Origin of the sequence: Xanthomonas sp. MUS 060, assembly GCF_000963215.1 — a bacterium.
GTDB lineage: Bacteria > Pseudomonadota > Gammaproteobacteria > Xanthomonadales > Xanthomonadaceae > Xanthomonas_A.
This window is the reverse complement of sequence record NZ_JZIM01000003.1, coordinates 222,720-247,167: the sequence shown is the minus strand read 5'-3', so window position 1 is coordinate 247,167 and position 24,448 is coordinate 222,720. Positions and strand designations below refer to the sequence as shown.

Sequence of the window (24,448 nt, the reverse complement as noted above, 5' to 3'; positions counted from 1 at the left end):
CTCATACGGCGTCCGGCACCTTACGGCAACGCCGCCACAACCACATACAAGGCCCAGACAGCGCATACAGCACAGCGATTGCCAGCAACGCGCGCGCCAAGTCGATCACCAACACCGCAATCAGTACCGGTGCCAATACCAGCATCAGAAACGGCACCCGATCGGTACGCCGGCCCTTCTCGCCAACGCCCTTGAAACTCCAGAAGCGGATGCGGCTGACCATCAGCAGGGCACCAATCACGGTCAATCCCAACGCCACGTAGCGCAGCTGGCCGCCATCCCAGCCCAACGCACCGTCTGCGAAAGACCACACGAACGCCATCATCAACCCCGCCGCCGCCGGACTGGCCAGGCCCACGAACCAGCGCTTATCGACGGTACCGGTCTGGGTATTGAAACGCGCCAGTCGCAATGCCGCGCAAGCGGCATACAAGAACGCCGCCGACCAACCGAGTCGCCCCATCATGCCGCCGTCGAACTTCAGCGCCGACAGCGACCAGTGGTACATCACCAGCGCCGGGGCCATACCGAAGCTGACCAGATCGGCCAACGAATCGTACTGCACGCCGAATTCACTGCTGGTGCCGGTCAACCGCGCCACCCGCCCGTCCAGGCCGTCCATCACCGCGGCCACGAATACCGCCACGCTGGCAGGCACGAAATCGCCATTGGCCGCGGCAATAATGGCGTAAAAACCGGAGAACAGGCCGGCGGTGGTGAACAGGTTCGGCAACAAATAAATGGCGCGCGAACGAGGAGGCTGTCGGGGGTGATCCATTCGTGCAGTTTAATCGACTTGCCAGGCGAGTCGGCGAATGCTGCAATCGGCACTTCGCCGCCGCGCCCTGGAGACCACGATGCGCGCCCTGCCCCGGTTTTTTTGCTGCCTGCCCCTGTTCGCCGCCAGTGGCATGCTCGGCGCCACCACGTTATACCAGTGGAAGGACGCGCAAGGCGTCACCCACTATGCGGAGGCGCCACCTCCAGGCGTCAAGTACCAAGAGCGACGGATCGACGCCCACGGCGATACCTCGGTCGATCCCCAGGCCGCCAGCCCAGCCGAGAACCCCAACTGCCTGATCGCGCGCAAGAACCTGGACATCCTCAACAAACCCGGCAAGATCACCACCGATAGCAAGGGCGATGGCAAACCGGACGGGGTACTGGACGAATCCCAGCGGGCCACGCAGAAGGCTCTGGCCGAGGCTGCGATCAAGGCCTACTGCACGCCGACCCCAGCGGCCAAGTAAAACCGCCCGCCACGGCAGCGCGGCGTGGGCCGCTCGCCCCACCCGCAGCACGCGCAATGACTGGCAAAATGGGCCCCCGCCGCTAGCGAAGCCCCCTCGATGCGCCTTTCCCAGTTTCACCTGCATACCACCAAGGAAACCCCCGCCGACGCCGAACTGGTCAGCCACAGGCTGATGCTACGTGCCGGCATGATCCGCAAGCTCGCCTCCGGCCTGTACACGTGGTCGCCACTGGGCCTGCGTGTGTTGCGCAAGGTGGAGACGGTGGTGCGCGAGGAAATGAACCGCGCCGGCGCCCTGGAGGTGGTGTTCCCGACCATCCAGCCACGCGAGCTGTGGGACGCGACCGGACGCTGGAAAAAATTCGGCGACCTGATGCTGCGGATACGCGACCGCAAGGAACAGGATTATTGCTATAGCCCTACCGCCGAGGAAGCCGCAGCCGATTTCGCCCGTCATGAACTGAACAGCTACAAACAGCTACCGGTCAACTTCTACCAGATCCAGAGCAAATTCCGCGATGAGATCCGGCCACGCTTCGGAGTCATGCGCGCGCGCGAATTCCTGATGAAGGACGCCTATTCGTTCCACTTGAGCGAGGAAGATCTGGCGCGCGAATACGAGAACATGAAAGCGGCCTACCACCGCATTTTTACCCGCCTGGGCTTGCAATTCCGCGCGGTGCAGGCCGATTCCGGCGACATCGGCGGCGACGCCTCGCAGGAATTCCACGTCCTGGCCGATTCTGGCGAGGATTCGCTGGCGTTCTCCACCGGCTCGGACTACGCGGCCAATGTGGAGACCGCCATCGCCGCCACGCCGCCGCCACGCGCGGCCGCCAGCGAGACACTGCATAAGGTCGCCACGCCCACGCAAAAAACCTGCGAAGAGGTCGCGCAGTTGCTCGGCATTCCCTTGCAGCGCACGGTCAAATCGGTGGCGGTGATGGCCGGCGATGTATTCGTGCTGGCGCTGGTGCGCGGCGACCATGCGGTCAACGAGATCAAACTGGGCAAGGTTCCCGGCCTGGCAGGCTATCGCATGGCCAACGAGGCCGAGATTCGCGCGCACCTGGGCAGCGAGCCGGGCTTCCTCGGCCCCATGGATCCACAGCGGCCGATCCGCGTGGTCGCCGACCGCGACGTGGCGGCCATGGCCGATTTCGTGGTCGGCGCCAACGCCGTCGGCTTCCACCTGACGGGGGTGAACTGGGGCCGCGACCTGCCGGAACCGGACACCGTCGCCGACGTGCGCAACGTGGTGGAAGGCGAACGCGCCCAGGATGGTGGCGAAATCCGCTTGGCACGCGGCATCGAGGTGGGCCACGTCTTCCAGCTCGGCAGGCAGTATGCACAGGCACTGGACGCCACCGTGCTGGACGAGAACGGCAAAACCGTGGCAATGGCGATGGGCTGTTATGGCATCGGCATTTCCCGCATCGTCGCCGCAGCAATCGAGCAGAACCACGACGCGGCGGGAATCCGCTGGCCGCAGCCAATGGCGCCGTGGGCAGTGGCGATCTGCGTGATCAACCCCAAGCAAGACCCCGCCATCGATGCCGCCGGCAACGCTCTGTTAGCCGAGCTGCAGCAAGCCGGACTGGAGGCGATACTGGACGACCGTGGCCTGCGCGCTGGAACGATGTTCGCTGATATCGAACTGATCGGGATTCCGCACCGGGTCGTGGTCTCAGAACGCGGATTGGCCGCTGGCACCTTCGAATATCGCGCACGCAGCGACGGAGAGCCGGAAAACCTGAACCATACCGCCTTGCTGGCAAAACTGCGGGGATGAACCAAAAGTTGCAGGGATGAACCAAAGGGGCCGGGAATATATCCCGGCCTTTTTTCCTTCCCCACATCCTTCACATCACGACGATCAAACCGCTGTATCACGGCCAAGCCGGACTCACCGATAAGGCCGCTGAGTACGATGGATATCACAAGATAAGCAGATCAGATCCCCCACAGCGGGCAATGACTGCTCACGCGAATAACCAGGGTATTTGTCAATTGCATAAAGCATGATTATGATTCGATCCCAGCCAGGGAATGGCAAATAGGCTATCCCATATATTTCCGGAGAAAAAATGACCATCGATCTCAGCGGCCTGTCGGCCAAGCAGTTGGGCGCACTCATCAAGACCGCCAAGAAACAGCAGTCCATCGTCGCCAAGCGCACGCCCATCCTCAAGGTCCGCGCCCAGTTGGCACGGCTGGCGAAGAGCCACGGTTACAGCCTCGATGAGATTTTTACTGGCGCCGTCACGACCGGGACGCGCGGTCCCAAGGTCGGCAAACCGGGGCCGAAGCCGGGCCGCAAGTTGGGCAAGGTGCCGCCGAAATATCGCAACCCGGCCAATACCAGCGAAACCTGGACCGGTCGCGGTAAGCAGCCGCGTTGGCTGGCCGATCTGGTAGCCAAAGGGAAAAAGGTCGAGGATTTCCTGATCGCCGGTGCCACCGCCAAGTCCACCGCGACCAAGAAAGGCGCCAAGAAGGTGGGCAAGCGTATCGTCAAGAAAGCAGGCAGGACAGCCGCTAAGAAAGCTTGAGTCGGAAGACCGACCAATCGAAAACGCCGGCATATGCCGGCGTTTTTTTATTGCCCCGCCAATGCAACGGCAGGCTGGATCACGCGATGTAATTCGGCGTCGGAGACGTTGCTCTTAACCATGCGAATGGGCTATTGCGCGCGTTGTCTGACGACCCCAGGCGACTACGCATTCACTGCGCAAGTACCTCACACGCGCTAAAGATTCTTGCGCGCCGGCACGAGCAGATTACCGAACAACAGGCCACCGACCAGGGCCATCACGATATTGGTCACGGTCAACAATGCCGACCTGCCACCGAGCACGTCCTGCTGCTGGACCAGGGTGAGCAATCCCCGCAGGCTGGCACTCCCGGGTACCAGCATGATGATGCCCGGCAATCGGATCAACGCACCGGGCCGGTGCAATAGCTGCCCAAACAAATTGCCGGCGGCGGTCAGCAGCATCGCCGACATGAAGATGCCAACCGGACTGCCCCAGGCATCCCCAGCAAAGCGTGCGATGGCATAACTGGTCACCGACGCCGCCATCGCATATGGATAATCGCGCGCACTGGCCTTGAACAGCAACGCGAACGCATACGCCGCGACCAGCAGCGAAGCGCCCTCCACCCAATCAGACTGGGGACGCAAGGCTCGCACCATCGGATGCAGCCCGAGCAACTGCGCCAGCGTCACCGCGCTCACCGCGCCCACGGCCAACTTGACCACCGTCGTGACCGCGCCGGCAAAGCGCGCCGTACCCGAGCCCCAATGCTGACTGGTCAATTCGTTGACGGCGTTGGTCAGCGCCATCCCGGGCAGCAACACCACCAGCGCGGCGATGATCACCGTATTGAGATTCAGCGGCGCGATAAAGGTCGCCACCAGGGTCGCAACGCAACCGGCCAGCAGCGCCGCCAGCGCGTCGTGCGCCTCTCGGGTTGCCGCCCGCTTGTCCGTGAAATGGCTGAGCAGACCGATCAGCAGCCCAGTGACCGCAGCGGTGGCGATATCCAGCCACGGCAGCCGCCATAACCCGGCCACGCTGCCGGCGGCCAGGCCGAAGCCGAGCACCTGCATCGCCATCCAGCCCCGCCCCGGCGGCTGGTCCAACTGGCGCAGCGCGGTGTGCCCCTGCGCCACGCTCATCCGCCCGCAGGCCACGTCATCGGCAATGCGGTCGGCAACGCTCAGCTTATGCAGGTCGTTGTCGCCCGGCGCCAGACGTACTACACGGGTGATATCGCTGGAACCGATCGCCTTGGTGGGGTCGCTGAAACTGAGGATCAGACCGGTGGGGTTGGACCAGGGTTCGCAGTCCACATCCAGTTGCTGCGACAACGCCACCACCGCCGCCTCCAGCCGCTGCGCCGTGGTGCCGTAAGAGTGCAGGCGCCCGGCGATCTCGGAGACGAAGGCGATGCGCTGCGCGTAGGTCGCGTTGGCGGAAGGGCTGATGAGCGGAGGAGCGGCTGGCATGTCGGCTAGTATGACGCGAACGCCGCTCCCAGCCACCTGTCACGCACAACCACATTGCGTGAGAGGCGAAACAGGTATGCTCGCGCAACTGACCTGCCCATGATCGAACCGCAACCGCCACAATTGCGCCAAGACGACCGAGACCCCTCGCGGGTGCGGCTGACCGGCAGTTGGACTCTTTCCACCGCTTTGGTCGCTTCCGAGGTACTACGCAGCATGCCAGCGGGGACGACCGGCATCGACGCCAGCGGCATCGCTCAATTGGATTCGGCTGGCGTCTTGCAACTGATCCGTTACGCAACACGCAATGGCATCGCCCAAGAGCGGCTGGATTTCCGCCAGGATCACCGCGCGCTGGTTTCGACCATCGAGGACGTCGCCGACGACCGCCCCAAGCGCAAGCGCGATTATGGCTTTGTCGCCGCACTGGAACGCCTTGGCTATACCGTGCATCGCAACGGCAAGGAAATCGTCGCACTGGTCGGCTTCCTCGGCGAAGTCCTGGTCAAGTTGTTGCGTCTGATGCACGCACCGAGACGTTTCCGGCTCACCTCCACCTTCCATCACATGGAACAGGTCGGCCTGGACGCGGTGCCATTGGTGGCCTTGTTGTCCTATCTGGTCGGCGCGGTGATTGCGTTCCTGGGCTCCACCGTTCTGCGCGACTTCGGCGCCGAGATCTACGTGGTGGAACTGGTCAGCATCGCATTCCTGCGCGAATTCGCGGTGCTGCTGACCGCCATCGTGCTGGCCGGACGCACCGCCAGCGCGTTCACCGCACAGATCGGCGCGATGAAAGCGCGCGAGGAGATCGACGCGATCCAGACCCTGGGACTGGACCCGATGGATCTGCTGGTGATTCCACGGCTGCTGGCACTGCTCGTGATGCTGCCCCTGCTGACCTTCGTGGCGATGATTGCCGGCCTGGCCGGCGGCGTCACCGTGGGCGCGTTCGACCTTGGCATTCCGCCGCAGATGTACCTGGCGCGCATGCACGACACCATCCATGTGCAGCACATGCTGGTCGGCCTGGCCAAAGCGCCGATCTTCGCGGTCGTGATCGGCCTGATCGGCTGCCTGGAAGGGCTGCGGGTGGAAGGCACCGCGCAATCGGTCGGCGAACGCACCACCTCAAGCGTGGTACAGACCATCTCACTGGTGATCATCCTCGACGCGTTCGCCGCGCTGTGGTTCATGAAAATGGGATGGTAATGATGAAGACCGCATTGGATAGCGAACCACATTGCGTGAGAGGCGAAACAGGTATGCTCGCGCAACTGACCTGCCCATGATCGAACCGCAACCGCCACAATTGCGCCAAGACGACCGAGACCCCTCGCGGGTGCGGCTGACCGGCAGTTGGACTCTTTCCACCGCTTTGGTCGCTTCCGAGGTACTACGCAGCATGCCAGCGGGGACGACCGGCATCGACGCCAGCGGCATCGCTCAATTGGATTCGGCTGGCGTCTTGCAACTGATCCGTTACGCAACACGCAATGGCATCGCCCAAGAGCGGCTGGATTTCCGCCAGGATCACCGCGCGCTGGTTTCGACCATCGAGGACGTCGCCGACGACCGCCCCAAGCGCAAGCGCGATTATGGCTTTGTCGCCGCACTGGAACGCCTTGGCTATACCGTGCATCGCAACGGCAAGGAAATCGTCGCACTGGTCGGCTTCCTCGGCGAAGTCCTGGTCAAGTTGTTGCGTCTGATGCACGCACCGAGACGTTTCCGGCTCACCTCCACCTTCCATCACATGGAACAGGTCGGCCTGGACGCGGTGCCATTGGTGGCCTTGTTGTCCTATCTGGTCGGCGCGGTGATTGCGTTCCTGGGCTCCACCGTTCTGCGCGACTTCGGCGCCGAGATCTACGTGGTGGAACTGGTCAGCATCGCATTCCTGCGCGAATTCGCGGTGCTGCTGACCGCCATCGTGCTGGCCGGACGCACCGCCAGCGCGTTCACCGCACAGATCGGCGCGATGAAAGCGCGCGAGGAGATCGACGCGATCCAGACCCTGGGACTGGACCCGATGGATCTGCTGGTGATTCCACGGCTGCTGGCACTGCTCGTGATGCTGCCCCTGCTGACCTTCGTGGCGATGATTGCCGGCCTGGCCGGCGGCGTCACCGTGGGCGCGTTCGACCTTGGCATTCCGCCGCAGATGTACCTGGCGCGCATGCACGACACCATCCATGTGCAGCACATGCTGGTCGGCCTGGCCAAAGCGCCGATCTTCGCGGTCGTGATCGGCCTGATCGGCTGCCTGGAAGGGCTGCGGGTGGAAGGCACCGCGCAATCGGTCGGCGAACGCACCACCTCAAGCGTGGTACAGACCATCTCACTGGTGATCATCCTCGACGCGTTCGCCGCGCTGTGGTTCATGAAAATGGGATGGTAATGATGAAGACCGCATTGGATAGCGAAAACCGCAACCGTATGCCGCACACGTCCGGTTCGGCGCCCGACCGCCAGGAGTGCGGAGCTTGAGCAACTCCCGCTCTCCCGAGGCAGCCGAGACATTCGCAATCTCGGTGCGTGGCCTGGTCAACCGGTTCGGCAACCAGACCGTGCACGAGGCACTGGATCTGGACGTACGTCGCGGCGAGATCCTCGGCGTCGTCGGCGGTTCGGGCACCGGCAAATCGGTATTGATGCGCACCATCCTCGGTCTGCGCCAAGCCGACGCCGGCACGATCCGCGTCCTGGGCGTGGACACCGACTCCGGTCGCCGCGAAGACCGACTGCACGTGGAGCGCAACACCGGCGTGCTGTTCCAGGATGGCGCCCTGTTTTCCTCGCTGAGCGTGGGCGAGAACGTACAAGTGCCGCTCAAGGAACATTTTGCCGAACTGCCCGACAGCTGGCACTACGAACTGGCGCTACTGAAGGTGAAATTGGCTGGCCTGCCCGCCGATGCGCTGAACAAACTCCCCTCGCAATTGTCCGGCGGCATGCGCAAACGCGCCGGACTGGCACGCGCGCTGGCACTCGACCCGCCGCTGTTATTCCTCGACGAACCCACCGCCGGGCTGGACCCGATCGGCGCGGCGGCGTTCGACCGCCTGATCCGCACCTTGCAAGAAGCGCTCGGCCTGACCGTCTTCCTGATCACCCACGATCTGGACACCTTGTACGCGATCTGCGACCGCGTCGCGGTGCTGGCCGATGGCAAGGTCATCGCCAACGCGCCCCTGGCCGAGATCGAGCAGGTGGACCACCCGTGGATACAGGACTATTTCCACGGCCCCCGTGCCCGCGCCGCGCGCGATGCCAAAACCCACTGGATCGAGAACACCTGAGTCATGGAAACCAAAGCCAATTACGTCCTGATCGGCGCCTTCACCATCGTGGTGGGAATCGCGCTGCTGCTGTTCGGGCTATGGGCCGCCAAATACTCGTCCGACCGCACATGGCAGGAATACCGCGTGGTGTTTCGCGAAGCGGTGACCGGCTTGTCGGTGGGCAGCCCGGTGCAATACAACGGCATCGCGGTCGGCTCGATCACCGAATTGACCCTGGCACCGAACGACCCACGCCAGGTCGTGGCACGCATCCGAGTGAACTCGACCACGCCGGTCAAGAGCGACACCCGCGCCAAACTGGGCATCACCAGCCTGACCGGTCCAACGATCATCCAACTCTCCGGGGGCACTCCCGAGGCGCCGAAGCTGACCGCGATCGACAACAACGATGCGCCGATCATCCAAACCACGCCGTCGGCGCTGCAGAACATTACCGATACCGCCAACCACATCGTCGAACGCCTCGACCAGGTGCTCAGCGACAGCAACGTGGCCAGCATCACCGCCACGCTGCACAACCTGGAGAAAATCAGTGGCGCACTGGCCGACCGCGACAATGGCGTGCAGTCGCTGATGCTCAGCGCACGCGATGCCACACGCCACCTCGATGAAACACTCAGCGTCCTGGGCGTGGACACCGACTCCGGTCGCCGCGAAGACCGACTGCACGTGGAGCGCAACACCGGCGTGCTGTTCCAGGATGGCGCCCTGTTTTCCTCGCTGAGCGTGGGCGAGAACGTACAAGTGCCGCTCAAGGAACATTTTGCCGAACTGCCCGACAGCTGGCACTACGAACTGGCGCTACTGAAGGTGAAATTGGCTGGCCTGCCCGCCGATGCGCTGAACAAACTCCCCTCGCAATTGTCCGGCGGCATGCGCAAACGCGCCGGACTGGCACGCGCGCTGGCACTCGACCCGCCGCTGTTATTCCTCGACGAACCCACCGCCGGGCTGGACCCGATCGGCGCGGCGGCGTTCGACCGCCTGATCCGCACCTTGCAAGAAGCGCTCGGCCTGACCGTCTTCCTGATCACCCACGATCTGGACACCTTGTACGCGATCTGCGACCGCGTCGCGGTGCTGGCCGATGGCAAGGTCATCGCCAACGCGCCCCTGGCCGAGATCGAGCAGGTGGACCACCCGTGGATACAGGACTATTTCCACGGCCCCCGTGCCCGCGCCGCGCGCGATGCCAAAACCCACTGGATCGAGAACACCTGAGTCATGGAAACCAAAGCCAATTACGTCCTGATCGGCGCCTTCACCATCGTGGTGGGAATCGCGCTGCTGCTGTTCGGGCTATGGGCCGCCAAATACTCGTCCGACCGCACATGGCAGGAATACCGCGTGGTGTTTCGCGAAGCGGTGACCGGCTTGTCGGTGGGCAGCCCGGTGCAATACAACGGCATCGCGGTCGGCTCGATCACCGAATTGACCCTGGCACCGAACGACCCACGCCAGGTCGTGGCACGCATCCGAGTGAACTCGACCACGCCGGTCAAGAGCGACACCCGCGCCAAACTGGGCATCACCAGCCTGACCGGTCCAACGATCATCCAACTCTCCGGGGGCACTCCCGAGGCGCCGAAGCTGACCGCGATCGACAACAACGATGCGCCGATCATCCAAACCACGCCGTCGGCGCTGCAGAACATTACCGATACCGCCAACCACATCGTCGAACGCCTCGACCAGGTGCTCAGCGACAGCAACGTGGCCAGCATCACCGCCACGCTGCACAACCTGGAGAAAATCAGTGGCGCACTGGCCGACCGCGACAATGGCGTGCAGTCGCTGATGCTCAGCGCACGCGATGCCACACGCCACCTCGATGAAACACTCAAGACCACCAACGGCACCATCCAGCACCTGGACCAGAATCTGGTCAAGCAATTGCCACCCCTGCTGCGCAAACTGGAAGACACGCTGAGCAAGCTGGATTCGGCCGCAGGCAATGCCAACAACATCCTCGGCGAGAACCGCTCGGCCATCAACAGCTTCGCCAACGACGGCCTGGGCCAACTCGGCCCGACGCTGACCGAGTTGCGCAGCCTGATCCGCGACCTGCGCCAAGTCAGCGACCGTTTGGAGAAAAATCCCGCGCGCTATCTGCTTGGTCGCGACAACCCCAAGGAGTTCAAGCCCAAATGAAGCCGATGCGCACCGTCTTGTTGCTCACCACTCAGACCCTGCTGCTCGCCGGTTGTTCACTGGCCGGCGGCCACAAGGAATCGGCCACGATCTATGCACCCGATGTGCGGGTGGCGGCGGATCCGGCATGGCCGCAGGTGACCTGGCAACTGGCGCTGACAAAACCCAGCGCGGCGCGGATGCTCGACAGCTCGCGTATCGCGGTGCGCCCCACGCCCGACGAATTGCAGGTCTACAGCGGGGTGAGTTGGGCGCAGCCCGCCACCGACATGCTCGAAGACACTTTGCTGCGTGCGTTCGAGGATTCCGGTCGCATCCCCGGCGTGGCCCGGCTCGGCAGCGGGATCGGCGCCGACTACAAACTGTTGCTGGACCTGCGCCGCTTCGAATCCGATTACGCCGGACACGCTGTCCCCGCGGCCACGATCGAACTCAACGTCAAACTGCTGCACAACGTCGACCAGCGCGTGGTCTCGTCGCACACGTTCCTGGTGACGCAAACCGCTGGCGGCACCGCCGAGGCACAGGTGGTCGACGCCTTCGGTCAGGCGCTGTCGCAGTTGAGCCGCGCGGTGGTCGGCTGGACCCTGCAACAGGGTCGGGCCGATGCAGCGCGTGCTGTGCCACCACCTACACGGCGATGATCGTACGGAACGTCAGGTTGATCCGCTCGCCGACCGGCCTGGCGGTACGTGGCAAGGCATGCCGGTACAGACGCTGCGTGTCCCCAGCCATGAGCAGCAATCCACCCGAACTCAACTCCAGCGCCCGACGTAACGTCGGCTCGCTGCGATGGCGCAACACAAAACGACGCGACGCGCCCAGGCTCAACGAGGCGATCAACGGATTCGGGCCAAGTTCCTTTTCGTCGTCGCTATGCCAGCCCATCGCGTCGCGGCCATTGCGATAGCGGTTGGCGAGCACGCTGTTGAAGGCCACCCCGGTTTCAGCCGTCAGGCGTTCGCGTAATGGCAACAGTACCGCGGGCCATGGATGCGGCGCGAAGCGGGTCCCCGAATAGCGGTAGCTCGCTTCCGGATCGCCGATCCAGCAACTCAACCGAGGCGAATCGACCAGCCGCCCGAACAGGTGGATGCGATGCACCTCCCACCTCACCTCCCCCAGTAACTGCGCAAATAGCAGCGCGGCTTCCTCGGGGGCCAACCAATCGGGCAACCAACGGATCTCGGCGCCTGGCAAGTGCAGTTCCATCGCACCACGCTAGCACGTCGCGCCCCAGGCATCGGCAGATGTTCGCCATTTGCCCCTTCACGCGCAAAGACTGAAAATGCCAGCGGCCAGAACACGCGAGCGGGAGCAAAACACGATGACGGGAACGCAGGGCGGCACCAGTGCGTCGGAGCCGGTGGAACGCGACGTCATGGAATACGACGTGGTCACCGTCGGCGCGGGCCCGGCCGGGCTGGCATTCGCCATCCGGCTCAAACAACTCAATCCCGAGATTTCGGTTTGCGTGATCGAGAAGGCCAGCACCGTGGGCGCGCAGATCCTGTCCGGCGCGGTGATCGAACCGGCGCCGCTGGACGCGCTGTTACCGGGCTGGCGCAATGCTCCACCGCCGATCTGCGTGCCAGCCGGCGAAGACGAATTCTGGTACCTGAGCAAAGACCGCGCGCACAAGTTCCCGATCGTGCCGCCGGGCATGCGCAACCACGGCAACTTCATCGTCAGCCTCGGCGCGCTATGCGCTTGGCTGGCGCCGCAGGCCGAAGCACTGGGCGTGGAGATTTATCCCGGTTTCGCCGCCGCCGATACCTTGCACGCCGATGACGGCAGCGTCATCGGCGTGCGTATCGGCGACATGGGCGTGGCCAGGGACGGCACGCACAAACCCGGCTATACCCCCGGCATCGACATCCGCGCCAAGGTCACGGTGCTGGCCGAAGGCGTGCGCGGGCATCTGACCAAGCGCCTGATTCAGCGTTTCGCGCTCGACGCCGGTCACGACCCACAAGCGTTCTCGATCGGCATCAAGGAACTTTGGCAACTACCGGCAGGCCGCGTCACCCCAGGCAAGATCGTGCACACGCTGGGCTGGCCGGCCGACAATACGACCTACGGCGGCAGCTTCCTGTATCACCTGGAACACGACCAGGTGGCGCTGGGTTACGTCAGCGGCTTGGATTACCGCGATCCCGACTACCAGCCGTGGGAGGCCTTCCAACAGTGGAAGAACCACCCCATGATGAAGCCATTGCTGGAAGGCGGCACGATTGTGTCGGCAGGCGCGCGCGCCATCGCCAGCGGCGGCTGGCAGTCACTGCCGAAGGTGGAGATGCCCGGCGCGCTGCTGATCGGCGACACCGCCGGGCTCCTCAACGTGCCCAAGATCAAGGGCACCCACCAGGCGATCCGCAGCGGCATGCTGGCCGCCGAACACCTGGCGACCGACGCGGCGTTGAATCCCACCGGCTTCGACGCCAAGTTGCGCAACTCGGCGGCGATGGCCGAACTGCGCCAGGTGCGCAACATCAAGCCGGGTTTCAAGAAGGGCCTGTGGTTCGGCTTGTTCAACGCGGCCTGGGAAACGCTGGTCAAGGGCGCCTCGCCATGGACGCTCAAAGTTGTTGCCGACTGGAAAACTCTGGACAGGTTGGGTGAACACACACAGCCCAAACGCGATTACGTGCAGCGCGAACTGGCGCCACGCGATCGCCTGCAGGGCGTTTACTTCGCCGCCACCGAGCACGAGGAGGACCAGCCCGTGCACCTGCGCGTGCGTGACCCGCAGATTTGCGTCACCCGTTGTACCGAAGAATATGGCAATCCTTGCACCCGATTCTGCCCAGCCTCGGTATACGAAATCGTCGACGACGCAGCCGGCAAGCGTTTGCAGATCAATGCCGCCAACTGCGTGCACTGCAAGACCTGCGACATCAAAGACCCCTACGCGATCATCGACTGGGTCACGCCGGAAGGCGGATCCGGCCCGAATTACCAGAATTTGTGAGCGCCACCTTGCTCGTACGCCTGAAGAGCGCACTGTATTTTTCGCTACGCGCCGGCTTTCGCGCCTTGCCGCTGACGCAGGGCCAGCGTGACCATTTACGCACGCGCTTCCTGGCCCGCTATGCGGACATGGTGCCACCACCGCCACGCGGCCGGCTGACGTCGGAGCACAGCGAACGCAGGCCGCGGGCACGCGCCGACGAGCGCGCGATCGGCCATGTGCCGCACCGCGATGCACCGTTGCCCGCGCCGCTACCAGCCACCGTGGTGGCGTTCTACTTGCCGCAATTCCATCCGATTCCGGAGAACGACGCCTGGTGGGGCGCTGGCTTCACCGAGTGGCGTAATGTCACCCGCGCACTGCCGCAATTCGAAGGGCATGCCCAGCCACGCCTGCCCGCGGACCTGGGCTTCTACGACCTGCGCAATCCGCACAGCATGCGGCAACAGGTACAACTGGCAAAACAGTACGGGATCGGCGCGTTCTGTTTCTATTTCTACTGGTTCGGCGGCAAGACCCTGCTGGAGACACCACTGCGACACTGGTTGCGCGACCCAACGCTAGATCTGCCGTTCTGCCTGTGCTGGGCCAACGAACAATGGTCGCGGCGCTGGGATGGTCGCGGCGAAGACGTGTTGATGGCGCAAGCACACAGCCCACAAGACGATCTGAACTTCATCGCCCATGTCGCCGAGTACCTGCGCGACCCGCGCTGCCTGCGCGTGGATGGACGCCCCATGCTGCTGGTCTACCGCCCGCACATGCTGCCGGAACCGAAGGCGACAACGACACGTTGGCGCGACTGGTGCCGCGAGAACGGCATTGGCGAACTCCATCTCGCCTACGTACAAGGCTTCGAACGGCCAGATCCGCGCACCATCGGGTTCGACGCCGCAGTCGAGTTTCCACCGAATATGAGCAATCCCCGCTCGCTGGCCGCCGCCCAGCAGTTGCTCAATCCCGACTACGCCGGCAACGTGCTGGATTGGCGCGAACTGGCCGCAGAGATCAGTGCGCGCCCAATGCCCGACTATCCGATGTATCCAGGGGTCAACCCGGGTTGGGATAATGAAGCCCGCCGCCCGGGCAAAGGCCGGGTGTATCTGCACGCTTCGCCGCGCGGCTACGAAGACTGGCTGCGCGCCACCATCCATACCCGACTGCAAGGACGCCGCGCCGAACAGCGCCTGGTGTTCGTCAATGCCTGGAACGAGTGGGCCGAAGGTGCCGTACTGGAGCCGGACACGCGCCTGGGCCACGCCTACCTCGATGCCACCCGCCGCGCACTGTCGCCGGCGCGGGTACGCGAAGCAACGGCACAGCCGCACGCCATCGTGCATGCCTGGTATCCCGACGTGCTGCCCGAACTGCTGAACCCGCTCGCAGCGAGCGCACTACCGTGGCGCTTGCTGGTGACTACCTCGCCCGATCAGGCCAGTGCCGTGCAGGCACAGTTACGCGATTGCGCCTTCCCCTACGAAGTGATGGTGCTAGAGAACCGTGGACGCGACATCCTGCCGTTCCTGCACGCGGCCGAACGGCTGTTGCAAGATGGTGTGGACGTCGTGCTGAAACTCCATACCAAACGCAGCACGCATCTGCACAACGGCGATGCCTGGCGCAACGAACTGCTACAGCGCCTGACAGGCGCAGACCGCGCTGTACGTATCCTTGAAGCCTTCGCGCGGGATCCGATGCTCGGCTTGGTCGCTCCCGAAGGCCACCTACTGCCGCTTGCCGACTTCTGGGGCGGCAATCGCATGGCGGTAGATTATTTATTACGTCGGACCGGCAACACCGATGTGTGCCTGGACGAGGCGCACTTCATTTCAGGCAGCATGTTCTGGGTGCGCCTGCACGCGCTGCGGCCACTGTTGGATAGTCACCTGTCCCCATCAGAGTTCGAACTGGAGCAAGGGCAAATCGACGGCACCCTGGCGCATGCGACGGAACGCCTCACCGCACTGCTGGCACAACACTATGGCTATCGCGTGGCGACCGCCGCAGAATTGATCGGCGAGCCGAGTCCGCACCGCACGCACTATGCCTACGCGCAACGCGGGAACTGAGCTGAAGGTGCCGCCTAACTTCGCCGGAACGGCACCCCGGTGTTGGCAATCAACTCCGCCTCGTCCACACCCTCGGCGATCTCCACCAGCACCAATCCGTCTATCGTCACATCGAACACCGCCAGGTCGGTGATGATGCGGTCGACCACGCCGACGCCAGTCAGTGGCAGGTCGCAAGTCGGCAGGATCTTGTGGCTGCCATCCTTGGCCACGTGTTCCATCAACACCACCACGCGCTTGACCCCCGCTACCAAGTCCATCGCCCCGCCCATCCCTTTGACCATCTTGCCCGGCACCATCCAGTTGGCAAGATCGCCGCGTGCGCTGACCTGCATCGCGCCGAGGATCGCCAGATCGATATGGCCACCACGAATCATCGCGAAGGAATCGTGGCTGCCGAAATAGCTGGCGCCAGGCCGTGCGGTGACGGTTTGCTTGCCCGCGTTGATCAGGTCCGCATCCACTTCGTCCTCGCTCGGGAACGGGCCGATGCCGAGTAGACCGTTCTCCGATTGCAACCACACCTCCATGCCCTCGGGGATGTGGTTGGCGACCAGCGTCGGCAGACCGATCCCAAGGTTTACGTAGGCACCGTCGGTGAGTTCGCGGGCGGCGCGCTGCGCCATGTCGTCGCGGGTCCAGGCCATGTCAAGCCTCCTTCTGGCGCAGGGTGCGCTGTTCGATGCGTTTTTCCGGATGCCCGTTGTGCACGATGCGGTCCACATAGATGCCCGGCAGATGCACCTGATCGGGATCGATGCTGCCGATCTCCACCACCTGCTCGACCTCGGCGATGCAGACCTTGCCGGCCATCGCGCAGGCAGGATTGAAGTTGCGCGCGGTCTTGCGGAACACCAGGTTGCCGGCAGCATCGGCCTTCCATGCCTTGACCAGGGCCACGTCGGCGCGCAGCGCGGTTTCCAGCACATAATGCTTGCCATCGAATTCGCGCGTCTCCTTGCCTTCGGCAACCAAGGTGCCATAGCCGGTGGCGGTGAAGAACGCGGGAATGCCAGCACCGCCAGCGCGCAGGCGCTCGGCCAGGGTTCCTTGGGGATTGAATTCCAACTCCAACTCGCCGGCCAGGTATTGGCGTTCGAATTCCTTGTTCTCGCCCACATAAGACGAGATCATCTTGCGGATCTGCCGAGTCGCCAGCAGTTGGCCCAGCCCGAAACCGTCGACGCCGGCATTATTGGAGATCACCGTGAGTCCACACACGCCGCTATCGCGCAATGCGGCAATCAATGCCTCGGGGATACCGCACAGACCGAAGCCGCCGACCGCCAGGGTCTGACCATCGGCCACCACATCGGCCAGCGCCGTGGCCGCATCGGGGAAACGCTTGCCGCGCGGCCCGGTCGCCCGCAGAGAGGTATCGCCCATTCGTCAGCTCCGCATTGGAATGTCAGTGGGTAGTTTAAAGCGCGTGCTGCACGTTGGAGTGAGCGCCGCAACGAGCGATTAAGCGCCGGAACGTTACAATCTCCTCTCTAATATTACTCAGGATCTTCCTCACATGTCGCTTCCCGCATTCAAGGCCTACGACATCCGTGGTCGCGTACCCGACGAACTGAACGAGGACCTGGCGCGCCGCATCGGCGTGGCATTGGCAGGACAGTTGCAGAGCGGGCCGGTGGTGGTAGGGCACGATGTGCGCCTGGCGAGCCCGTCGCTGCAGGCGGCACTGTCCGCAGGCCTGCGCGCCAGCGGCCGCGAGGTGATCGATATCGGCCTGTGCGGCACCGAGGAAGTCTATTTCCAGACCGAGCACCTGCAGGCCGCTGGCGGCGTGATGGTCACCGCCAGCCACAACCCAATGGACTACAACGGCATGAAGCTGGTGCGCGAGCACGCGCGTCCGATCAGTTCCGACACCGGTCTGTTCGCCATCCGCGATACCGTGGCCGCCGACACCGCACCTGCTGGCACGCCGACTGCCGCCGAGCACCACAACCCGGACAAGTCCGCCTACATCGCGCACCTGCTCAGCTACGTCGACCGCACCTCGCTCAAACCCTTGAAGCTGGTGGTCAACGCCGGCAACGGCGGCGCCGGTGCCATTGTCGATCTGCTGGCGCCGCATCTCCCATTCGAATTCGTCCGCGTGTTTCACGAACCGGACGGCAATTTTCCCAACGGCATTCCCAACCCGCTGCTGTCGGAAAACCGCGCCGCCACCGCCAACGCGGTCAAACAGCACGGTGCGGATTTCGGCATCGCCTGGGATGGTGATTTCGACCGCTGTTTCTTCTTCGACGCAAATGGCCGCTTCATCGAAGGCTACTATTTGGTGGGCCTGCTGGCGCAGGCGATCCTGGCCAAGCAGCCCGGCGGCAAGATCGTGCACGACCCACGCCTGACCTGGAACACGATCGAAATGGTCGAGAACGCCGGCGGTATCCCGGTACTGTGCAAGAGCGGGCACGCCTTCATCAAAGAGAAGATGCGCAGCGAAAATGCCGTGTACGGCGGCGAGATGAGTGCGCATCATTATTTCCGCGAGTTCGCCTACGCCGACTCGGGCATGATCCCATGGCTGCTCATCGCCGAACTGGTGTCGCAATCGGGACGTTCACTGGCCGACTTGGTCGAAGCGCGGATGCAGAAGTTCCCGTGCAGCGGTGAGATCAACTTCAAAGTCGCCGATGCCAAAGCGTCCGTGGCGCGGGTGATGCAGCACTACGCGGCGCAGTCGCCCGCGCTGGATTACACCGACGGCGTCAGCGCCGAATTCGCGCAATGGCGTTTCAACCTGCGCAGCTCCAATACCGAACCACTGCTGCGGCTGAACGTGGAAACACGCGGCGATGCAGTGCTGCTGGAACAACGCACGCGGGAAATTTCCGCTCTATTGAACGCCTGATCGTGAATTCTTCTTCGCACAAATCCTTCAACGTCCACATGGAATTTCTCTGTTCATGAGCGATATTCTCCCCATCATCCTGTCCGGTGGTTCCGGCACCCGCCTGTGGCCACTGTCGCGCGAGACCTATCCCAAGCAGTTCCTGCCCTTGGTCGGGGACAGCAGCATGCTGCAATCGACCTGGCTGCGCGCCGCCCCGATTGCCGATCACTCGCCCATCGTGGTCGCCAACGAAGAACATCGTTTCATCGTCGCCGAGCAGTTGCAGCAACTCGGGGTCAAGCCGGGAGCGATCCTGCTCGAACCCAAGGGTCGCAACACCGCGCCCGCCATTGCGGTGGCCGCACTGGAAGCGATACGTAATGGCAGCGATCCGCTGCTGCTGGTACTGCCGTCGGACCATGTGATCCTGGACGAAGCCGCGTTCCAGACAGCCGTAAGAAGCGCTGCCACCGCAGCGACAGCCGGCAAGTTAGTCACGTTCGGAATCCAGCCGACTGCACCGGAAACCGGCTACGGCTACATCAAGGCCGCTGCCGGCGATGGCGCCCGTGCGGTGGAACGTTTCGTCGAGAAGCCCGATCTGGCTACGGCACAGGGTTATCTGGCTTCGGGCCAATACTACTGGAACAGCGGCATGTTCCTGTTCCGCGCCTCGCGTTATCTGGAAGAACTCCGGCGTTTCCAACCAGCCATCACCGATGCGTGCGACAAGGCATGGCAAACAGCCAAGCGCGACACCGACTTCATTCGTCTGGAAAAAGATGCGTTCACCGCCAGCCCATCCGACTCCATCGACTACGCGGTGATGGAAAAGACCGCGGACGCGGTCGTAGTGCCGCTCGACGCCAAGTGGAGCGACGTGGGTTCTTGGTCCGCGTTGCTGGAGGTGTCGCCGCGCGACGGCAACGGCAACGCACACCACGGCGACGTGATCGAAATCGACTGCCGCAACACCTATGCCTACGGCAGGCGATTGATCGCCATGGTCGGGCTGCAGGACGTGGTCGTGGTGGAGACCGACGACGCGGTGCTGGTCGGGCATCGCGAACGCATCCAGGAGGTCAAGGACATCGTGGGCAGGATCAAGGCCAGTGGGCGCACCGAAGCGACCTGGCACCGCAAGGTCTATCGGCCATGGGGCGCCTACGATTCCATCGACAACGGCCAGCGCTTTCAGGTCAAGCGCATCACGGTCAAGCCAGGTGCGACGCTGAGCCTGCAGATGCATCACCACCGCGCCGAACATTGGATCGTGGTCAGCGGCACGGCCGAGGTGACGCGTGGCGAGGAGGTGCTGTTGCTCACCGAAAACCAGAGCACCTACATCCCGTTGGGCGTGACCCATCGGCTGAAGAATCCGGGCAAGTTGCCACTGGAATTGATCGAAGTGCAGTCGGGCAGCTATCTGGGCGAAGACGACATCGTGCGTTTCGAGGATACCTACGGGCGCACCTGAGCCGGATGCCCCCTTGAACGCAAAGAGCCGGGCATCGCCCGGCTCTTTGGTTTTTCCACTCGCGCATGCGGCGTGCTAGGCGGCGGACGCCTGTGCTGCGAGTTCGCCGATCACCTGGCGCAGACCGTCGCGCCACTGCGGCAGTTCCAGCGAAAAATCGCACTGCAGCTTGGACACATCAAGACGCGAATAGGCCGGACGTTTGGCAGGCGTCGGGTACTCCGTGGTGGCGATGGGCAGCACGTGCGGCGCACGCGGCAGCAAACCTGCCGCCACCGCATCGGCAAAGATCGCCTCGGCGAAACCATACCAGGTGGTCTCGCCAGCCGCGGTCAGATGCCAAGTGCCGGATGGCAGCGTCGCACGCTGTGCCAGTGCGTGCGCGGTGACCTGCGCGATCAACGCCGCTGGCGTCGGCGTGCCGACTTGGTCGGCGACCACGCGCAATTCATCGCGCTCGACACCTACTCGCAGCATGGTGCGCAGGAAGTTGTGTCCATGCGCGGCATACACCCAGGCGGTGCGGAAAATCAGGTGATGCGCGCCAGAGGCGCGGATCGCCTCCTCGCCCGCCAGCTTGGTCGCGCCGTACACGCCCAACGGCGCGGTCGGCGCATCTTCGCGATAGGGCCGCGTGCCCTGGCCGTCGAACACGTAATCGGTGGAGTAATGCACCAGCGGCACGCCATGCGCCGCGCACCAGTGCGCGATGATCCCAGGCGATTGGGCATTGGCACGATGTGCCGCGTCGGTATCCTGCTCGGCGCGATCCACCGCCGTATAGGCCGCCGCGTTGACGACGACCGATGGCTGCAGACGATCCAGTAATCCGCCAAGATCGTGTGGTCGATCGAAATCGGCACGCTCGCAGGCGCGGCCATCGGGCAATCGACCGCTGCGGGTGGTCGCCGACACGGGCCCCTGCGTCGCCAGCACGCGCAGCAGTTCCTGCCCGACCTGACCGTTGGCGCCGAATACAAGCGCCGTCATGGCCAATAGACCGGCAGGCGCTCGACGGGGATTTCGGCCAGACACGGCGCAACGGCATCCTTCTGCGATAACACCGGCGCGCTGATCGGCCAGTCCACCGCGATGGCCGGGTCGTCCCAGCGCACCCCCGCATCGGCTTCCTTGACATACACGTCGGTACACAGATAGCTGAACACCGCGCGTTCGGAAAGCACGGCGAAACCGTGGGCAAAACCTTCCGGAATCCAGAACTGTCGCTTGTTCTCCGCGCTCAGCACCGCCGCCACCCAGCGCCCGAAATGCGGCGAACCATGGCGGATATCCACGGCGACATCGTAGACCTCCCCCTCCAGCACACTGACCAGCTTGCCCTGTGGCCGCGGCCATTGGTAATGCAAACCGCGCAACACCCCCTTGGCGGAAGTGGAGACATTGCTCTGTACGAAGTGGGTGGGGAGTGCATGTTGACCGAAACGTTCGGCATTCCACGTCTCGAAAAAGTAGCCACGCGCGTCGCCGAACACCGCCGGCTCGATCGCCATGCAACCGGGCAGACAGACTGGTTTCAATCACTTTCACGGAACGATTCCTCTGACAGCCAGTTCATGCAGGTATTTGCCGTAGTTGTTTTTCAGCAGTGGAGCGGCAAGCTTCTCCAGCTGCGCCGCGTCGATCCAGCCCTGCCCGAACGCGATCTCTTCCGGGCAGCACACTTGCAAACCTTGCCGCGCCTGGATGGTCTCGATGAAGTTGGACGCTTCGTGCAGCGACTGATGGGTGCCTGTATCCAGCCAGGCGTAGCCACGCCCCAATGCTTCCAGATGCAGTTCGCCGGCCTCCAGGTAACGGCGATTGAGATCGGTGATCTCCAGTTCGCCACGCGGCGACGGCTTCAGTTCCGCCGCATGATCGCTGGCTTGACCATCGTAGAAATACAGCCCGGTCACGGCATAGTTGGAGCGCGGCTTGAGCGGCTTCTCCTCCAGATCGACAACCTTGCCGGATGCATCGAACGCGGCGACACCATAGCGCCCGGGATCGTTGACCCAGTAGCCGAAGACGGTGGCGCCGCGTTGCCGCGCATCGGCGCGACGCAAGGTCTCGGTAAGACCATGACCATGAAAGATATTGTCGCCCAACACCAGGCAACTCGGCTTTCCGGCAACGAAATCGCGCCCGATCAGATACGCTTGCGCCAATCCATCCGGACTCGGTTGCACCGCGTAGGCGATGTTCATTCCCCACTGCGCACCATCGCCGAGCAACGCGTGGAATAGCGCCTGCTCGTGTGGCGTATTGATAATCAGCACCTCGCGAATCCCAGCCAGCATCAGCACACTGAGCGGGTAATAGATCATCGGTTTGTCGTAAACAGGCAGCAGCTGCTTGCTCACGCCTTTGGTGATCGGATAAAGCCGCGTACCGGAGCCGCCTGCGAGAATAATGCCCTTGCGTTGCGTCATGAGGTCTTTCCTTTGAATGTCAGCACCGCCCAAGCGGCACGCACGTTGCGAGGGACGCGAGTTATGCCGCCGTCCCGATCCGTTCCAGGCGATAACTGCCGTCGAGTACGCCCTGCACCCAATCCTGATGGTGCAAGTACCAGTCCACGGTAATCGCAATGCCTTGCTCGAAGCTGTACGTCGGCTCCCAGCCCAGTTCGTCCTTCAACTTGGACGCATCGATCGCGTAGCGTCGGTCGTGACCCGGCCGATCGGCGACGTGGGTGATCTGACTGGCGCGGGGTTTGCCGTCCTCGCGCGGACGCCGCGCGTCCAGCAGTGCGCAGATTGCCTGCACCACCTCGATATTCTGCTTCTCGGCGTTACCACCGACGTTGTAGGTCTCGCCGACCTTGCCCTTGGCCAGCACGGTGCGAATCGCTTCGCAGTGGTCGCCGACGAACAACCAATCGCGCACCTGCTTGCCATCGCCATAGACCGGCAGCGGTTCGCCGGCCAGCGCCTTGGCGATCACCAGCGGGATGAGTTTCTCCGGGAAGTGATACGGGCCGTAATTGTTGGAGCAGTTGGTGGTCAGCACCGGCAACCCATAGGTGTGGTGGAACGCACGCACCAGGTGATCGGAAGCGGCCTTGGACGCGGAATATGGCGAGTTCGGCGCATATGGTGTGGTTTCGGTGAACTTGCCGGTCTCACCGAGCGTGCCGTACACCTCGTCGGTGGACACATGCAGGAAGCGGAAACCTTCGCGGCGTGTGTCCGGCAAGGCTTTCCAGTAATCGCGCACCGCTTCCAGCAGGCCAAGCGTGCCGACGACATTGGTCTGGATGAACGCTCCCGGGCCATCGATCGAACGGTCCACATGGCTTTCGGCAGCGAAGTTGACCACCGCATCAGGCTGATGCTCGGTCAGCAGCCGGGTCACCAGCGCGCGGTCACCGATATCCCCGTGCGCGAAGACATGATCCGGATTCTCCTGCAGCACAGCCAAGGTGTGCAGATTGCCTGCATACGTCAACGCGTCCAGGTTGATCACGCGCACGCCGCGCGCCACCGCCTCGAGCACGAAATTGCCGCCGATGAAACCGGCACCGCCGGTCACGAGCCAAGTCGCCACTGTTGTGTCTCTCCTGATCGGACGCCATCGGCACCCAATGCCCAAACCCCACAGAATATACGCTTTATATGAACCGGTCGTGGTCGCCGCACGGGGCGATCGCGGCCCGCTGATTGCGCCCTCCATACGCCATCGCATGGCAGCCCGCGCCCGGTTAGAATCTTCCGACTGCCCCGCGCCTGCCGTTGCGGCCGAGGCTTCCCGCACTACTGAAGGATCACGTACACGATGAAAATCCTCGTCGCCTACAAGCGCGTGGTGGACTACAACGTCCGCATCCAGGTCAAACCGGACGGCTCCGGCGTGGTCACCGAGGGCGTCAAGCTCTCCGCCAATCCATTCGACGAGATCGCCCTGGAAGAGGCGCTGCGCCTACGCGACGCCGGCATCGCCAGCGAGGTGGTGGTCGCCACCATCGCGCCGGCCGACGCCGCCGCGCACCTGCGCAACGGCCTGGCGATGGGTGCCAACCGCGCCATCCACGTGGTGACCGACGCCGCGATCCAGCCGCTGACCGCCGCACGCACCTTGCTCAAGCTGGTCGAGCAGGAGCAGCCGGATCTGGTGATCCTCGGCAAACAGGCGATCGACGACGATGCCAACCAGACCGGGCAGATGCTGGCCACACTGTGGGGCCGACCACAGGCCACCTTCGCCAGCAAGCTGGTCGTGGCCGACGGCAAGGCCACGGTGACCCGCGAGGTCGATGCCGGCCTGGAAACAGTGGAAGTGGATCTGCCGGCGGTGATCACCACCGACCTGCGCCTGAACGAACCACGCTTCATCAAACTGCCGGACATCATGAAGGCTGGTT

At 63.5% G+C, this 24,448-nt stretch carries 21 protein-coding genes and 3 pseudogenes; 15 read left to right on the top strand and 9 right to left on the bottom strand.

Features of this window, described 5'->3' with window-relative positions; all coding sequences use genetic code 11:
• Position 1 precedes the first annotated feature (1 nt).
• Positions 2-778: a CDP-diacylglycerol--serine O-phosphatidyltransferase gene (gene pssA / locus XANALMUS060_RS05770; RefSeq protein ID WP_045737552.1), complete on the bottom strand. Its 777-nt coding sequence runs from the start codon at positions 776-778 to the stop codon at positions 2-4.
• Between the two features lie 79 nt (positions 779-857).
• Here pssA and XANALMUS060_RS05765 point away from each other — a divergent pair, with 79 nt between their 5' ends.
• The 3 genes from XANALMUS060_RS05765 to XANALMUS060_RS05755 all read left to right on the top strand — a co-directional run bounded on the left by XANALMUS060_RS05765 (position 858) and on the right by XANALMUS060_RS05755 (position 3,804).
• Positions 858-1,250 carry a DUF4124 domain-containing protein gene (locus tag XANALMUS060_RS05765; RefSeq protein ID WP_045737603.1) on the top strand — a complete coding sequence of 131 codons (393 nt, stop codon included), beginning with the start codon at positions 858-860 and terminating at the stop codon, positions 1,248-1,250.
• A gap of 99 nt (positions 1,251-1,349) precedes the next feature.
• On the top strand, positions 1,350-3,044 hold the full coding sequence (locus tag XANALMUS060_RS05760) for a proline--tRNA ligase (RefSeq protein WP_045737551.1): 1,695 nt from the start codon (positions 1,350-1,352) through the stop codon (positions 3,042-3,044).
• Positions 3,045-3,339: 295 nt separating this feature from the next.
• On the top strand, positions 3,340-3,804 hold the full coding sequence (locus XANALMUS060_RS05755) for an H-NS histone family protein (RefSeq protein WP_045737550.1): 465 nt from the start codon (positions 3,340-3,342) through the stop codon (positions 3,802-3,804).
• A 197-nt stretch (positions 3,805-4,001) separates the two neighbouring features.
• Here XANALMUS060_RS05755 and XANALMUS060_RS05750 read toward each other — a convergent pair whose 3' ends face one another.
• Positions 4,002-5,264 (bottom strand): threonine/serine exporter family protein, encoded by a 1,263-nt coding sequence (locus XANALMUS060_RS05750; protein WP_045737549.1) that lies wholly within the window; start codon positions 5,262-5,264, stop codon positions 4,002-4,004.
• 99 nt (positions 5,265-5,363) lie between these two features.
• Between XANALMUS060_RS05750 and XANALMUS060_RS05745 the strand changes: the two genes are divergently transcribed.
• From XANALMUS060_RS05745 to XANALMUS060_RS05720, 7 genes and pseudogenes are all read left to right on the top strand, one after another.
• A complete protein-coding gene (locus XANALMUS060_RS05745) occupies positions 5,364-6,476 on the top strand; it encodes an ABC transporter permease (protein ID WP_045728442.1) in 1,113 nt (370 codons plus the stop codon).
• A gap of 76 nt (positions 6,477-6,552) precedes the next feature.
• Positions 6,553-7,665, top strand: coding sequence for an ABC transporter permease (locus XANALMUS060_RS05740; protein WP_045728442.1), 1,113 nt, complete (start codon positions 6,553-6,555; stop codon positions 7,663-7,665).
• 85 nt (positions 7,666-7,750) lie between these two features.
• Complete coding sequence (locus tag XANALMUS060_RS05735; protein WP_045728443.1) at positions 7,751-8,566, top strand: ABC transporter ATP-binding protein; 816 nt, start codon at positions 7,751-7,753, stop codon at positions 8,564-8,566.
• A 3-nt stretch (positions 8,567-8,569) separates the two neighbouring features.
• A pseudogene (locus XANALMUS060_RS22995) lies at positions 8,570-9,187 on the top strand (MlaD family protein); the annotation flags it as partial.
• Positions 9,182-9,790 (top strand): annotated as a pseudogene (locus XANALMUS060_RS22990) (ATP-binding cassette domain-containing protein); the annotation flags it as partial. The pseudogenes XANALMUS060_RS22995 and XANALMUS060_RS22990, both read left to right, overlap by 6 nt.
• Positions 9,791-9,793: 3 nt before the next feature.
• Entirely contained in the window at positions 9,794-10,720 is a 927-nt protein-coding gene (locus XANALMUS060_RS05725) for an MlaD family protein (RefSeq protein ID WP_045737547.1), read from the top strand.
• Complete coding sequence (locus tag XANALMUS060_RS05720) at positions 10,717-11,364, top strand: ABC-type transport auxiliary lipoprotein family protein (RefSeq protein WP_045737546.1); 648 nt, start codon at positions 10,717-10,719, stop codon at positions 11,362-11,364. Before XANALMUS060_RS05725 ends, XANALMUS060_RS05720 begins: the two co-directional genes overlap by 4 nt.
• Here XANALMUS060_RS05720 and XANALMUS060_RS05715 read toward each other — a convergent pair.
• Positions 11,351-11,932, bottom strand: coding sequence for an alpha-ketoglutarate-dependent dioxygenase AlkB (locus XANALMUS060_RS05715; RefSeq protein ID WP_045737545.1), 582 nt, complete (start codon positions 11,930-11,932; stop codon positions 11,351-11,353). The genes XANALMUS060_RS05720 and XANALMUS060_RS05715 overlap by 14 nt on opposite strands.
• A 115-nt stretch (positions 11,933-12,047) precedes the next feature.
• Here XANALMUS060_RS05715 and XANALMUS060_RS05710 point away from each other — a divergent pair, with 115 nt between their 5' ends.
• Positions 12,048-13,691 (top strand): electron transfer flavoprotein-ubiquinone oxidoreductase, encoded by a 1,644-nt coding sequence (locus tag XANALMUS060_RS05710; RefSeq protein ID WP_045737544.1) that lies wholly within the window; start codon positions 12,048-12,050, stop codon positions 13,689-13,691.
• The gene (locus XANALMUS060_RS05705) at positions 13,688-15,760 is read left to right on the top strand and encodes a glycoside hydrolase family 99-like domain-containing protein (protein ID WP_045737543.1); all 2,073 of its coding nucleotides are present in this window, start codon (positions 13,688-13,690) and stop codon (positions 15,758-15,760) included. The genes XANALMUS060_RS05710 and XANALMUS060_RS05705 overlap by 4 nt, the downstream gene beginning before the upstream one ends.
• Positions 15,761-15,774: 14 nt before the next feature.
• Here XANALMUS060_RS05705 and XANALMUS060_RS05700 read toward each other — a convergent pair whose 3' ends face one another.
• On the bottom strand, positions 15,775-16,407 hold the full coding sequence (locus XANALMUS060_RS05700) for a CoA transferase subunit B (RefSeq protein ID WP_045737542.1): 633 nt from the start codon (positions 16,405-16,407) through the stop codon (positions 15,775-15,777).
• A 1-nt stretch (position 16,408) separates the two neighbouring features.
• Positions 16,409-17,146 (bottom strand): CoA transferase subunit A, encoded by a 738-nt coding sequence (locus tag XANALMUS060_RS05695; protein ID WP_045737541.1) that lies wholly within the window; start codon positions 17,144-17,146, stop codon positions 16,409-16,411.
• A 133-nt stretch (positions 17,147-17,279) separates the two neighbouring features.
• On the opposite strand from XANALMUS060_RS05695, the gene XANALMUS060_RS05690 reads away from it, so the two are divergent.
• Complete coding sequence (locus XANALMUS060_RS05690; RefSeq protein WP_045737540.1) at positions 17,280-18,626, top strand: phosphomannomutase/phosphoglucomutase; 1,347 nt, start codon at positions 17,280-17,282, stop codon at positions 18,624-18,626.
• Positions 18,627-18,681: 55 nt separating this feature from the next.
• Positions 18,682-20,085, top strand: a complete 1,404-nt coding sequence (locus tag XANALMUS060_RS05685) for a mannose-1-phosphate guanylyltransferase/mannose-6-phosphate isomerase (RefSeq protein WP_045737539.1) — start codon at positions 18,682-18,684, stop codon at positions 20,083-20,085.
• Between the two features lie 75 nt (positions 20,086-20,160).
• Here the strand turns inward: XANALMUS060_RS05685 and rfbD are convergent, their stop codons facing one another.
• The 4 genes from rfbD to rfbB all read right to left on the bottom strand — a co-directional run bounded on the left by rfbD (position 20,161) and on the right by rfbB (position 23,634).
• Positions 20,161-21,075, bottom strand: coding sequence for a dTDP-4-dehydrorhamnose reductase (rfbD, locus tag XANALMUS060_RS05680; protein WP_045737538.1), 915 nt, complete (start codon positions 21,073-21,075; stop codon positions 20,161-20,163).
• The gene (gene rfbC, locus XANALMUS060_RS05675) at positions 21,072-21,623 is read right to left on the bottom strand and encodes a dTDP-4-dehydrorhamnose 3,5-epimerase (protein ID WP_045737537.1); all 552 of its coding nucleotides are present in this window, start codon (positions 21,621-21,623) and stop codon (positions 21,072-21,074) included. The genes rfbD and rfbC overlap by 4 nt, the downstream gene beginning before the upstream one ends.
• A 6-nt stretch (positions 21,624-21,629) precedes the next feature.
• Positions 21,630-22,517, bottom strand: a complete 888-nt coding sequence (gene rfbA / locus XANALMUS060_RS05670) for a glucose-1-phosphate thymidylyltransferase RfbA (protein WP_045737536.1) — start codon at positions 22,515-22,517, stop codon at positions 21,630-21,632.
• Positions 22,518-22,578: 61 nt separating this feature from the next.
• Positions 22,579-23,634: a dTDP-glucose 4,6-dehydratase gene (gene rfbB / locus XANALMUS060_RS05665; protein ID WP_045737535.1), complete on the bottom strand. Its 1,056-nt coding sequence runs from the start codon at positions 23,632-23,634 to the stop codon at positions 22,579-22,581.
• A 228-nt stretch (positions 23,635-23,862) separates the two neighbouring features.
• On the opposite strand from rfbB, the pseudogene XANALMUS060_RS05660 reads away from it, so the two are divergent.
• Positions 23,863-24,444 (top strand): annotated as a pseudogene (locus XANALMUS060_RS05660) (electron transfer flavoprotein subunit beta/FixA family protein); the annotation flags it as partial.
• Positions 24,445-24,448 lie beyond the last annotated feature (4 nt).